At 65.1% G+C, this 13,115-nt stretch carries 13 protein-coding genes; 9 read left to right on the top strand and 4 right to left on the bottom strand.

Features of this window, described 5'->3' with window-relative positions:
• Positions 1-32: 32 nt before the first annotated feature.
• The 6 genes from K1X11_RS10680 (at position 33) to K1X11_RS10705 (ending at position 7,092) form a co-directional block, all read left to right on the top strand.
• Complete coding sequence (locus tag K1X11_RS10680) at positions 33-2,261, top strand: hypothetical protein (RefSeq protein WP_221032328.1); 2,229 nt, start codon at positions 33-35, stop codon at positions 2,259-2,261.
• Positions 2,262-2,397: 136 nt separating this feature from the next.
• The gene (locus K1X11_RS10685; protein ID WP_221032329.1) at positions 2,398-4,254 is read left to right on the top strand and encodes a tetratricopeptide repeat-containing sensor histidine kinase; all 1,857 of its coding nucleotides are present in this window, start codon (positions 2,398-2,400) and stop codon (positions 4,252-4,254) included.
• A 98-nt stretch (positions 4,255-4,352) separates the two neighbouring features.
• Positions 4,353-5,084 (top strand): LytR/AlgR family response regulator transcription factor, encoded by a 732-nt coding sequence (locus K1X11_RS10690; RefSeq protein ID WP_221032330.1) that lies wholly within the window; start codon positions 4,353-4,355, stop codon positions 5,082-5,084.
• A gap of 87 nt (positions 5,085-5,171) precedes the next feature.
• Positions 5,172-5,948: a hypothetical protein gene (locus tag K1X11_RS10695; protein WP_221032331.1), complete on the top strand. Its 777-nt coding sequence runs from the start codon at positions 5,172-5,174 to the stop codon at positions 5,946-5,948.
• Positions 5,949-6,084: 136 nt separating this feature from the next.
• The gene (locus K1X11_RS10700) at positions 6,085-6,420 is read left to right on the top strand and encodes a hypothetical protein (RefSeq protein ID WP_221032332.1); all 336 of its coding nucleotides are present in this window, start codon (positions 6,085-6,087) and stop codon (positions 6,418-6,420) included.
• A 108-nt stretch (positions 6,421-6,528) separates the two neighbouring features.
• Entirely contained in the window at positions 6,529-7,092 is a 564-nt protein-coding gene (locus K1X11_RS10705) for a DUF4199 domain-containing protein (RefSeq protein ID WP_221032333.1), read from the top strand.
• A 115-nt stretch (positions 7,093-7,207) separates the two neighbouring features.
• Here K1X11_RS10705 and K1X11_RS10710 read toward each other — a convergent pair whose 3' ends face one another.
• The 4 genes from K1X11_RS10710 to K1X11_RS10725 form a co-directional block, all read right to left on the bottom strand.
• Positions 7,208-8,275, bottom strand: a complete 1,068-nt coding sequence (locus K1X11_RS10710) for a S1C family serine protease (RefSeq protein ID WP_221032334.1) — start codon at positions 8,273-8,275, stop codon at positions 7,208-7,210.
• Positions 8,276-8,327: 52 nt separating this feature from the next.
• Positions 8,328-8,903 (bottom strand): hypothetical protein, encoded by a 576-nt coding sequence (locus K1X11_RS10715; RefSeq protein ID WP_221032335.1) that lies wholly within the window; start codon positions 8,901-8,903, stop codon positions 8,328-8,330.
• On the bottom strand, positions 8,896-9,411 hold the full coding sequence (locus K1X11_RS10720) for an RNA polymerase sigma factor (protein WP_221032336.1): 516 nt from the start codon (positions 9,409-9,411) through the stop codon (positions 8,896-8,898). Before K1X11_RS10720 ends, K1X11_RS10715 begins: the two co-directional genes overlap by 8 nt.
• A gap of 543 nt (positions 9,412-9,954) precedes the next feature.
• A complete protein-coding gene (locus tag K1X11_RS10725) occupies positions 9,955-10,134 on the bottom strand; it encodes a hypothetical protein (RefSeq protein WP_221032337.1) in 180 nt (59 codons plus the stop codon).
• A 117-nt stretch (positions 10,135-10,251) separates the two neighbouring features.
• Between K1X11_RS10725 and K1X11_RS10730 the strand changes: the two genes are divergently transcribed.
• The 3 genes from K1X11_RS10730 (at position 10,252) to K1X11_RS10740 (ending at position 13,114) form a co-directional block, all read left to right on the top strand.
• A complete protein-coding gene (locus K1X11_RS10730; protein WP_221032338.1) occupies positions 10,252-11,145 on the top strand; it encodes a LysR family transcriptional regulator in 894 nt (297 codons plus the stop codon).
• Positions 11,146-11,441: 296 nt separating this feature from the next.
• Positions 11,442-12,749 carry an MFS transporter gene (locus K1X11_RS10735; protein ID WP_221032339.1) on the top strand — a complete coding sequence of 436 codons (1,308 nt, stop codon included), beginning with the start codon at positions 11,442-11,444 and terminating at the stop codon, positions 12,747-12,749.
• Positions 12,750-12,793: 44 nt separating this feature from the next.
• Positions 12,794-13,114 carry a phasin family protein gene (locus K1X11_RS10740; protein WP_221032340.1) on the top strand — a complete coding sequence of 107 codons (321 nt, stop codon included), beginning with the start codon at positions 12,794-12,796 and terminating at the stop codon, positions 13,112-13,114.
• Position 13,115: the final 1 nt, after the last annotated feature.

Consider the following 13,115-nt stretch of genomic DNA (forward strand, 5'->3'; position numbering starts at 1 on the left):
ACCCGAACCCGCTCAACCCACTCCTTCCTGCCATGAAGTCCTCCCTCTTCACCGCGTTCCTGTTCAGCGCCACCCTCACCGTTGCGACCAGCTTCGCCGACACCGCGCCCGAAACGCCCACCGCCACGGTCACCCTCACGGCCGACTCCACCGAAACCCTCGCCGGCGGCGGCACCCTCACCTTCACCGCCACCGCCACCGACTATCCGGAAGACACCACCGTGCTCGCGTGGTCCATCACCCTCGCCGAGGGCTGGTCCTTCGGTGAGGTCATCGGCGACGGTCCGTCGATCAGTCCTTCTTCCGGCACCACCTCGCCGCTCGAGTGGGCTTACATCGATGTTCCCGCCGACAGCGCCGCCTTCACCTTCACGGTCAACTACCCCGAGGGCATCAGCACCGACTCCGCCGTCACCGCCGAGCTCATCCTGCGCACCGGCACCTTCCCGTCCGCCACGACCCTCGCCGTCGACGCCCTCGCCTTCAGCCCGGCACCGAGCTTGGCCAACCCGATCGACTTCCCGTCCATCGCCGCCAAACGCGCCAACGACGGCAGCTTCGAACTCGCCGCCACCTCGCCCTCCGGCCTGCCCATCACCTACACCGTGGTCTCAGGCCCGGCCCTCATCTCCGGCAACGTCGTCACCCTCACCGGTGCCACCGGCCGCGTTGTCATCCGCGCTGACCAGGGTGGCGACGTCTACTACACCGCCGCCGACTCCGTCACCCGCATCTTCAACGTCGTGCCCGCCGCGCCGCTCATCTACTTCGGCACCACCAGCGACGGCACCGACTTCGCCGTGCAAATCCCCACCGGCAAAACGACCGGCACCCTCTTCGGCCGCATCGCCTCCACCCAGCAGTTCTACATCCTCACCTTCCAGGTCGAGGACGACAACAGCGTCACCGCGCTCGACCTGCGCCTGCTCGGCAACCCGGCCAGCGCCGCCTCCGACCTCGCCTTCAACTCCCTGCGCAAGTCCCTCGGCCAAGATGAACGCACCCCGGCCGCCGACCTCGCTTACACCTTCACCGGCACCCTCACCGGCGGTGTGCTCAGCCTCAATATTGCCGAGCTTGGCGTGACCCTCACCGGCAACGTTGAACCCGCCGACGGCCCCACCGCCGACATCGCCGGTCTCTACGAGTCCTCTTCCCTCAACTCCGCCTCCGGCACGACCTCCTCCATCGTCGGCACCACCGGCAAAGTCTTCGCCATCGCCGTCACGCCCGACGTGATCGCCGGCGGTTCCGGCACCATCGCCACCAGCGGCACCTTCTCCATCAGCACCGACACCGCCGTCACCATCAACGGTCAGGTCGACGCCCCCACCACCACGGTGACGGGCACCCTCATCCTGCCCTCCGGCGAAGAGGACGCCTTTGCCGGCCTGTCCACCAACACCGTGCGCACCGATCGCATGATCAACCTCTCCACCCGCGCCCACGTCGACACCGCCACCGGCTCGCCGCTCATCACCGGCTTCGTCATCGGCGGCACCACCCCCAAGCGCGTCCTCTTGCGCGCCGTCGGTCCCACCCTCGCCGACTTCGGCGTCACCACCGCCATGGCCGACCCGCAGGTCACCGTCTACGACGCGACCGGCACCGAAGTCGCCAGCGTCGACAACTGGGGCGGCGACGCCGCCGTTAGCACCGCCACCACCCTCACCGGTGCCTTCACCCTGCCGACCGACAGCCTCGACGCCGCCTACCTCGCCGACCTCGCCCCCGGCCCCTACACCATGCACGTCACCAACAACGGTGCCGCCGGCGTGGCCATCGCCGAGATCTACGACGCCTCCGAGAATCCAAATTCTGAATACCAACGCCTCGTCAACATCTCCTCCCGCGGCGACGTGACCGCCGGCGAAGGTGTGCTCATCGGCGGTTTTGTTGTCACCGGCAACAGCCCCAAGCGCGTGCTCGTGCGCGGCACCGGCCCGGCCCTCGCCGAGCTCGGCGTCACCGGCACCCTCACCAACCCGCAGCTCAAAGTCTTCAACGCCGACGACCAACTCGTCGCCGGCAACGACGATTGGGAAACCGCCTCCGCCGTCTTCGACGGCCAACGCACCGCCACTGCCGCCGAGCTCACCACCGCCAACGACACCGTCGGCGCCTTTGCCCTCGCCGCCGGTTCGGCCGACGCCGCCCTCATCGTCACCCTCAGCCCGGGTTCCTACACCGTCGAGCTCAGCGCCGCCACCAGCGGCCAGACCGGCAACGCCCTCATCGAGATCTACGAGATCCCGGAGTAAACCGTCTCCTGTGTTGGAGCGCGGAACGCGAGCGGCGGTTTGCTCGCGTTTCGGCCACGATCGAAGCCCCCGGCGCGCCCTCCGCACCGGGGGCTTTTGCTTTACCCCTTGTGTCGGGTCACATGGACTCCCGCCGATGCCCCGCCGGATCCTGCTTGCCCTTACCTTGCTGCTCTCGCCGGCGGCACTGCTTCCGCAGGTCCCTCCCTCCCCCTCGACCAGCGACTACGAAACCGCCTTCGCCCGCCTGCTCGATCCCGACATCGTCATCGCCCCCGCCATCGAGCAGGTCACCCAACTGCGCATGGCTCGCGACGGCACCACCGCCATCGATGCCCGCATCGCCGTCGACCTCGATCTGGCCGATCACCTTATCGCCGCCGACCGCCCCCTCGACGCCGCCGCCCACCTCAGTCACGCGCTGGAACTCGCTCGCCCGCTCCGCGACGCCGATCAGTTGCTCGAGATCTACACGCGCCGTGCCCACTGCTTCGATACCGCCCGCGACCGCGCCAGCGCCATCGACTCTGCCCAACGCGGTTTCGACATCGCCCGCCAACTCAACCGTCCCGCCCCCCAGATCGACCTCGGTTGCCTCCTCGCCCGCCTGCTCTTCGAAAACGGCGATACCGCCACCGCCATCGCGTTGCTGGCGTTCCTCGATGAACTCCCGGATAACAACGGCGTCGCCATCGCCCTCTCCCGCGCCCGTCTGCTCAACACCAACGGCGGCTCCCACGCCAACACTCAACGCTGGCAAACCGTCGCCGATCGCGCCCGCGCCGCCGCCGATATTCCCACCCTCGCGCTCGCCCACGACCAGCTCGGCCGGCTCTCCTACCTCGAAGGCGATCTGCCCGCCGCCCAGTCCCACTTCGCCACTGCCGATCAACTCGCCCCCGACCGCGATCGCTCATCCTGGGTCTGGGAAACCCACGGCCGCACCATGAGCCGACTCGGCCAAGCCGAGGAAGCGATCATGGCTCTGGAACAAGCCCTCACCGATACCAACGACTCCCACGCCGCCGACCTGCACGAAGCCGTCGCCCGGCTGCAACTCGACCAACAAAACCTGCCCGCCGCCCGCCACCACTACGAAGCCGCCCTCGAGCTGCGCAAAGCCGGCGTCATCAGCCAACGTGTGCCCAACGTGCGTATGGCCCCCATGGTCTCCCACCAGCAAAGCGACGACGCCGCCGACCTCGCCGCCGTGCGCGCGGCGCTCCGCGAAGCCGAACTCGAACGCACCCAGCTACGCCAACGCCAAACCCTCGGCATCACCACCGTCGTCACCCTCGTCGCCGCCCTGCTCGGCCTCGCTTACGCCTACAAACGCCGCGCCGCCGCCAACGCCGTGCTCGCCCGCGACACCGCCGAACTCCGCGCCGAAAACGCCCAACTCATCGCCCTGCGCTACCAGCTCAATCCGCACTTCCTCTTCAACGCGCTCAACAGCCTGCGCGCCCGCGTCTTCTCCAACCAAAGCGAAGCCGAACGCCTCATCGACCGCCTCACCGCCTTCTGTCGCCGCACCCTCGAACACCGCGACGACGGCATCGAAACCGTCGGGGACGAATGCGACCTGCTCGAAGCCTTCCTCCAAATCGAACAATCCCGCTGGCGCGAAAACCTCACCGTCACCCTCGACTTCGATCCCGCCGCCCGCGCCCGCCGCATCCCCACCTTCCTGCTTCTGCCGCTGGTGGAGAACGCCCTCAAATACGGCGCGCAAACCAGCGAAGAACACATCGTCATTGAAGTTTCAATACAGGCGCCCGACGACGACATGCTCGTCATCACCGTGAGCAACTCCGGCTCCTGGATCGAGCCCGGCACCGCCCGCCGCCAGACCTCCACCCGCACCGGCGTGACCAACGTGCGCGAACGCCTCGCTCGTTATTACCCCGATCGCCACACCTTCACCGTCGGCCCCTCCCCCACCGGCGTCACCGCCACCCTCACCGTCACCGGCTCCCCCCAAACCAAGCTCTGAGCCCCGAACCGTCGGGCCTAAAGCCCGACCCACATCCATCCAAGTCACCTCCTTTTACAGCTTTTCAGCCTTTCAGCGTTTTCCCCCGCCTTCCTGCCATGCTCCGCATCCTGCTCATCGACGACGAACCGCCGGCTCGCGAAGAAATCCAACGCCTGCTCGCCGACCATCCTGAGATCGCGATCGTCGGTGAAGCCGGCAGCGTGACGGCGGCCCGTCGGCGACTGCGCAAAGCCGCCGACTACGATCTTGTGCTCCTCGACATCCAACTCATCGGTGGCAGCGGTTTCGACCTCGTGCCCGACGTGCATCCGGACGCCCACATCATCTTCATCACCGCGCACGAGCAGCACGCCCTGCGCGCATTTGAAGTCAACGCGGTCGACTACCTGCTCAAACCCGTCACCGCCGACCGCCTCGCACAGTCACTCCAGCGCGCCCACCAACAAGCTCAGCTGCCGGGTCCAGTGCGCACCCACGACACCCGCCCGCCCTTCGCGGCGACCGACAGCGTGCTCGTGCGCGGCAACGAAGGCGCCGAGTTTGTGCCCCTCGAAGACATCGCAGCGATCGAGTCCCAGCAAAACTACTCCTGTGTGCACCTCACCAGCGGCCGGGACATTCTCGTCTTGAAGCCGCTCAAAGCCTGGATCGACGAACTCCCCGAGCCCCAGTTTGCCCTCATCCGCCGCGGCACCCTCGTGAACCTCGCACACGTCACCGCCGTGCGCCACGGCCTCGTCACCCTCCCGGAACTCACCATCACCGGCCTGCGCGCCCCCATCCCCGCCAGCCGCCGCCAATGGGCCGAGATCCGCAACCGCATCTAAGGGGTCAATCTTATATTCTTGAATTTTCACCCCGCATTCCGCGTCCACCATTCGACAAGCCACCCCGCTCGCCTAACCGTCTTTCCCATGCGCTCCTCTGCCGGCCTCCTCGTTCTCCCCCTGCTCCTCGCCCTCACCGCCTGCGCCCCGCAATCGCCCACCGCTTCCAATCCGCCCGCCGCCGGTTTCAACCTCGCCGGCTCCGACGCTCAGGCCATCGCCATCGCCGACGCCACCATGGAGGCCATGGGCGGCCGCGAAGCCTGGGACATGACGCGCCATCTCACGTGGCGTTTCTTCGGCGGACGCCGCCACGTCTGGGACAAGTTTACCAACAACCACCGTTTCGAGAACGGTGACCTCACCGTGCTCATGAACCTCGACAGCGAACAGGGTCGCGCCTGGCGCGCCGGCACCGAGATCACCGACGCGGCCGAGCTGCAGGAGGTGCTCCAGAAAACCAAGAGCGCCTGGATCAACGACAGCTACTGGCTGGTCATGCCTTACAAGCTCAAGGACTCCGGCGTCACGCTCACCTACGTGGGCGAGCAGCCTAACTCCGCCGGGGCTCCCTGCGATGTGCTGCAACTTACCTTTGCCAACGTCGGTCGCACGCCCGACAACAAATACCACGTCTTCGTCGATCAACAGACGCACCTCGTGAGCGAGTGGACGATTTGGTTTGATGCCGCCAAGGATGAGCCTCGCTCGCTCGGCCCGTGGACCGATTGGCAACGCTTCGGCGACATCCTCCTCGCCCCCGGTCACGGCGAACGCAGCCACACCGAAATTGGCGTGTTCGACGAATTGCCCGCGTCGGTCTACACCGCACCGATCCCGACCTTTGCCCTACCGACGCCCTGAGGGTTGGCGCAATTCTCCCGCACCTCCCCACCACCGTTCGTCAATTTTTCGCCCCGTTCGTCAACCGAACCTCGCCTGACCGCGCCCCCGTGGGCGAGCAGAGAAGCGTCAGCCTGCTCAAGGCTGCTGCTCCCTCATGGCCACTTCGTTTTCCAACTTCGCTCAGCGCTTCTGCGCGCAGAATCACATCGACCCATCGCGCTTCCCGGCCGCGATTGTCCGCCGCTCCCTCCACTGGCCGAGCCGGTGGTTTGGTTGGTTCGCAGTGCGTCTGAAACCGGACTATTTCGAAGCGGATCTCGAACTGGCCACCTATTGCGGGCAGCAGGCCGCCAGCCGGGATTTCGAATCCGAGCTTCAGGAGTTCCGCTACGATACCCGTAACCACGGCCTGTGGCGTGGCCGGTTGCGCCAACGCGTCTCCACGCGCCGCCTGCGTCGTCTCTTCTACCACACCATGAGCACCGACTGAGGCCCACCCGGCCCAAAATCCGCCGCGCACCGCTCATCCCCGCCCAGCAACCGTCTGTCCATTGCCCGGTTGGCAAACCCGCCGTCCGCGCTCACGGTCGGTTCCGTCATGAAAACCACCTTCCTCTACGGCCTCGGCATGGCCATCGCAGGCGCAGTCCTCAATCTCGGCCTTTTCTTCGGGGGTTACCACGACTCCGTGGACAAGCTCACCACTTCCCAAATCATCGGCGGTGTCGGCGGTGGCATCATCACCATCGTAGGCCTGATCCTGGCCATCCGTGCCCGCCGTGCGGAAACGCCCGCCGACGAGGCCTTCGGTTACGGCCGCGCCCTCGGAGCCGGCACGCTCACCTCCCTCTGGGGCGCTCTATTTGGCAACGTGTTCAACGTGCTCTACATGACCGTGATCAACCCCAACATGCAGGAGATCGTCGTCGAGTCGCAGATGGCAGCCATGGAGGCGCAAGGCGCCGGCGCAGATCAAATGGAAGCCGCCGAAGGCATGATTCGCATGATGACCAACCCGGCTCTGCAATTCGTCTTCGGCCTCATCGGCGCCTTCCTCTTCAGCTTCGTTATTTCGCTCATCATCGCCGCCTTTATTCGCCGCGAGGCGACCGAAGACTTCGCCGACGACGGAATGGGCGCTCCGCCCCCGCTCGGTTCCTGAGCCATTCGCCCCGGCCTTTCCCTCTCATCCAAAAACGCGGAGCCACCCGGCTCCGCGTTTTTTCTGCGCCGGCGACGTTCCCGCCGCCTCGTATCGGATCATTCACTACAACACATCACCGCGTGGCCGTTGCGGCATCACGCGCGGCGAAAAACTCCACCCGCGGCCCCGACTCGACCGCCGCCGACGAATCCCCGGTGTGAAAGATGCGCAGCTCCTCGGTTTCCAAGTTGCCGTCCGGCACCGCTTCCAAGGTCTGAATGCTCTCCACCTTCTCCAAGCGCTGCTTCACGGCGTCACTCAAAGCCTCCCGGTCCTCGGCCGAGTTCACCGGCCCCTCAAAGAGCAGCTCACCCGCGGCATCCTTCACCACGAGCAGTTTGCCCACTTCATCGGATTTGAGCTCCACGACACCATCATCGTCGCTGAAGACCACATTGCCGCGATTCACATTGAGCATGCGCACCACCGGACCATCGCCCTTGCTCACCCAGGAGAAGGTTCTGGCCTCGGACCCGGCACCACTAGCGGACTTCTGCACCTGTTGGATGAGGAGCTCGACGTCCTCTTTGGATATGTTGCCGTGCAGGTCCTCCATGCGCTCATGGAGCTCGATATTGCCGTTGTGCAGCTCGTCAAAATCGACGTCACCGCCCTTAAACTCGAAGAACCGTGCCCGGGCCTTTCCCTTGCGCTCGCCCAAGGTGACGGTCGCCGTCTGCTCCTGGCCTCCACGAATGAAGGTAAGCGTGACCTCCGTCCCCGGTGCTTTGGACCCGACGAGCACGCCGAGTTGGTCGGCGCTCACCAGCAACTGGTCATCCAATTTGGTCAGAATGTCGTGCTTCTGCAGCGCGCCCATGGCTGCGCTCTCTTTCACCACCCGCTGCACCACCAGCCCAATGCCACGCGGCAAGCCGAGTTGCTGGCGCAAGGTCGTCGAGGCGCGCGCGGTTTCGACCCCGAGAAAGGCCGCGGGCTCCACTGCCTCCTCGTCGTCACCGAAGCCGGTGGTGTAGTTCACCACGACGTGCCGTTCCTCGCCTGGCTTCACGTCATGGTCGCTGCTGACCAACACGCGGACTTCGCGTTGTTCTTCTTGGGCCGCCGCGAGACTCGATCCCGCGCCGAGCGCGGTGATCAGGGTGGCGAGGAAGCATCGGGATTTCAGGGCTGTTTTCATCGTAAGTTTTCGTTGCAGGTTATCGTTTTGGCCGGATCGGAGGACGCGTTGCTCAGTAGGCCGCCAAGCCCACGTAACGCACTGCCTCGCGCGGCACTTCCCAACGCAGCTGCGAGTTGCCGGCGGGATCGCGCCATTCAATTGTATCCACAAAATAATCACGCACGCGCTCGACGGCCGACCCATCGGCCAGCTCGACCACGCCATCCACGCGGCTGCCCAGCAGCACGCGGCCGGCCTTCACCGGCCGCAAACCGGCCGCGGCGGCATCCGCCGGCGTCGTTGGGTTGACCGAGGCGGTGGCGCTGGTCGTCGCGGCGATCGCCGTATCCTCTACGCCACTACGCCGGGATTCCACCCGTTGCAGGGTGAGCATTACCGCGACCAGCGCGGCGGCCACGGCCCAGTTGGACCATTTCCAAGAGGTCCACGCCGTCGCGGTGCGGTAGCGTGGGGCAGGCGCGGTGGCGCGGCGATCTTCCATCACGCCTCGCGCGCGGCTGCTGGCAGGACGCAGGGCGGCGGTGAGTTCGAGCTCGGCGGCCAGCCGCGATTCGAGGCGCGCGCCGGGTTGCCGCGGTTGCAGGCGGAGGAGCTCCGCCTCGAGATCGGCAAATTCGTTATCCATGATTTTCCTCCAGGGTTGAAAGTCGGGACCGCAGTCCGCCCAGCGCGTAGCGATAGCGGGAAGCGGCGGTGTTGGGGGAGAGATCGAGTTGCTCGGCGATCTCGGCAAAGGTGAGCCCACCCCAAATTTTCAGGACCAGCACCTCGCGTTGTTCGGAGGGCAACTGCACCACTGCCTCTTCCAATAGGTTGGCACGCTCGTCGCCCTCGGGGTTGGGCTCAAACCAGGATTCGGCGTGCAGATCGACGTGCACCTGCTCGCGGCGTTCGCGGCGCGCTGAGCGACGGATAAGATCGAGCGCTGCTCGTCGCACGGAAGTGATCAGCAAGGGCAAGGGATCACCCGGCAGCTCCCGTTGTTGGCGCCAGTAGCGCACAAAGGCCTCCTGCACGACGTCCTCGGCGTCGGTCGCCGATCGTGTCCACTGCCGCGCCACCAGCAACAGCCGGGCACCGTAGGTCGCGAACCAAGCGCGCCAGTCGGCAGAGGTGGGGGTAGATTCGGGCATCGGTCGATTCAGTCGAGTTGAAGGCAAAACTACCCCCAACGCGCCGCGTCCGACGACATTTGTCTAAACCACCGCAAAAAACTCTGCCAGTCGGAGGATGCCACCACGGATACCGCGAAGGTCCGAGCGGCGACGGCTCCGCCAACCGAGATTTTTAACCACAGATGGCACAGAGGGGCACAGAACCAGCGAACGCGGGAGTCTCCGCCCCTCCTTTTCGTGACTTTTTGTGCCTCTTTGTGGCCAATTCATCTGCTGGGAAGGGGATGAAAACCGCAGATCACGCCGACGGGCGCAGAGTTCCGAGAGGCAACGAGGCTCTTAGGAAAAATCGCGAAGCCGAGCGGCAAAGGCCGGAAGGACGCCGGGTATCAACGGCCGGAAGGACGCCGGGTATAAATCACAGATCCCCCATCCGGTATCCCGCATCCCGCATCCCGCATCCCGCATCCCGCAAATTAAAACGGCCCCGGTTTCCCGGGGCCGCGTATAACTAATCTGACAACACAAATACTACTGCGATAGATTTGCTATTCGGTCGCTTTACTTCAGCGCTTTAGCGGAATTGCGATAATCCTGCCAGATGAGCAGGAGGACCGCGGCGATGACGTAAGCGGCAAAGGCAGCGTTGACGGTGATGGCGCTCACAGCAGCCGTGGCGATCCACGCGAGGGCGACCGTCGAGGCACCAATGAGGGCGTAGATGATGTTTTGGTTATTCATTTTCGTTCTTCTTTCTTCTTCGTCTGTCGGCCGTTCATCCGGTCGACGCAGGGATAATACGCCACAAGCTTCGATAGTTGAAATATTTGATATCTATTGTTTCCATAGGTCTCTCCTATGGAACTTCACCAGCTCCGCTACGTCGTCGCCATCGCCAACACCGGCAATTTCACCCGTGCTTCAGAAGTCTCATTTGTAAGTCAACCCTCTCTAAGTCAGCAGGTTGCCAAGCTAGAAAAGGAACTGGGCCACAAACTCTTTCACCGCCTCGGCCGCCGCGCGGTGCCCACCGATGCGGGTGCCGTGTTCATTGAGCGTGCTCGCCGCATCCTCGTGGAAGTGGAGAACGCCACCTCCGAAATCCGCGATGATCCGCAACTCGGTCGCCAGATCACCCTTGGCGCCATCCAAACCGTGGCCCCCTACATCCTGCCTTCGCTCATCATGCGCACCCGGGAGGTGTTACCCAACCTCCAGATCAACACCTACGAAGGATTCCGCGGTGACTTGGTGGAGGGCCTCGTAGACGGCCGTATCGACCTCGCGCTCGTCGCCATGCCGCTCAACGACTCGCGCCTCTCGACCGAGTCGATCTTCCGCGAACCGCTCCTGCTCGCGGTCGGCCGCAATCACCGCCTCGCCACCAAGCGCACCTTCACCGTGGCCGATCTCGCCGACGAGACCTTCATCATGATGGGCCGCAGTTCCACCCTCACCGAACAGGTCAACGAGTTCTGCGGTGAATACGACTTTGAACCCAAAATCGGCTTTCGCTGCGGACAGGTCAGCACGCTCAAGTCCCTCGTCGGGCTCGGACTCGGCATCGCCATCCTACCTCGCCTCGTGCAGTCGCCCGCCGACCACAACACCATCATCTACCGGCATTTGACCGACCGCATGCCCACCCGTGAAATCGGCATCGTGCGCCACCTGCAGCGCTACCAGAGCCGCGGTATGGGTCAGTTCCTCGAACTCATCCGCCAAATCTTCCACGGCTTCGGCGACGCCTGAAGCGCCGCACGCGATCCGCCGACCGCCGCCAAACCGATCTCTTTTAGTGCCTCTTTGTGGCCATTCCCTCTGCTGGAAAGAGGCCTAAAACCGCAGAGAGACGCAGATTTCCGCGAGGCAACGGGTCACAACTGCAAGGGCGCATCCCGTATCCCGCATCACGCATCACGCATCCCGTATCCCGCAACGCGTTCCGCCCTGCGGCATTTTGGCCATCAACACCAGAGATCGCCGTTTCGCCCCACCCTGCGGTTCTTTGAGACTTGGCGCGAAACCTTCTTCGCCCGCCGCCACTCATGACCACCACCACCGCTTCGCTGCCCGCCTCCCAGGAACGGGCGCTCCTCATCACGCTCGCGGCGGTGCAGTTCGCCAACGTGTTGGATTTTATGATCATGATGCCGCTCGGGGCCAAGATCATGGGCGTGTTCGCCATCACCCCACGCGAGTTTTCGTGGTTGGTCGCCGCCTACGGCACCGCCGCCGCCATTTCGGGCTTCGCCGGCGGTTTCGTGCTCGACCGTTTCGACCGCCGCAACGCCCTCTTGGTGCTGTTCTCCGGCTTTACCCTCGCGACCTTCGCCTGCGCCATCGCGCCCACCTACCTCGCCCTGCTCTTCGCCCGGCTCGCTGCCGGTGCTTTTGGCGGCGTCGCCGGATCCGTCGTTACCGCCATGGTGGGCGACGTCATCCCGCCCGAGCGACGTGGCCGCGCCATGTCGACCGTGATGTCGGCCTTCCCGCTCGCCTCAATCGCCGGCGTGCCCCTCTCCATCATCCTCGCCAACGCCTGGGAATGGCACGCGCCATTTTATCTGCTCACCGTCCTGAGCCTCATCGTGCTCTTCATCGCCGCCCGCACCCTGCCCCACGTGCCCAGTCAGCGCGGCGACCACACCGGCTGGCGCCAGATGCGCGCCATCCTCGTGCACCCGGTCCACCAACGCGGCTTCTGGCTCGGCGGTCTGCTCATGTTCGCCGGAGCTGCCATCGTGCCCTTCATGGCGCCGTCGCTGATCAAAAACGTCGGCATCAGCGAAAGCCAATTGCCCTTCATCTACCTGGTCGGCGGCACCGCCAGCTTCTTCGCCATGCCGTGGTTGGGGCGCATGTCCGACCGCTACGACAAGCTGCACGTGCTCATGGTCGTCACGCTTCCGGCCTGCCTCGCGGTTCTCGTTCTCACCCACCTCGGCCCCACGCCATTGCCATTGGTCCTGCCGCTCTCGGCCTTCTTCTTCGTCGGCATGGCCAGCCGCTTTCCCCCGGCCATGGCGATGATCACCAACTCCGTCGAAGCGCGCTACCGCGGCGGATTCATGTCGGTCATCAGCGCCATCCAGCAAGCCGCCGCCGGTCTTGCCAACGTGGCCTCCGGTCTGCTCGTCACCGCCGATGCCGACGGTCGCCTCATCGGCTTCAACCGCGCCGGTTTCATGTCGGTCACCGCCTTTGCCTTCACCGTCTGGATGGCGTGGCGCCTCCGCGTCATCGCGCCCTACGCCGCGCGCAACCCGCACGAGCGCGAGGTCGCCACCGCCAGTCCGCCCTCCGGCGGCCCGGCCGCCAACACCACCTACCGCACGCCCGACGACGCGCCCTGAATTCCATTTGCGCAACGGCCCGACCCGGCTACGTTGATCACGCTATGATCGACCTGCTCAAAAAAACCCTGCTCGCGGGCGTGGGTGCCGCCGTGATCACCAAAGATAAGATCGAGGGCACCCTCGATGACTTCGTGCGCCAAGGGAAGGTCAATGCCCAAGACGCCCGCATCATGGCCGACAAGATCGCCGAACAAGGCCGCAAGGAATTCGACGAACTCGCCGGCGAACTCAACACCCGCATCTCCGGCATGCTCGACCGCTCGTCCGCCGACGCCAACGCCCGCATCGCCGCCCTCGAAGAACGCGTGAAGGTGTTGGAGGCCAAGCTGGCCGAGCCGCCCACCCGCAGCGGCGAACCGTGAC

The sequence above is a fragment of the Actomonas aquatica genome, from assembly GCF_019679435.2.
In the GTDB taxonomy this organism is placed as follows: domain Bacteria; phylum Verrucomicrobiota; class Verrucomicrobiia; order Opitutales; family Opitutaceae; genus Actomonas; species Actomonas aquatica.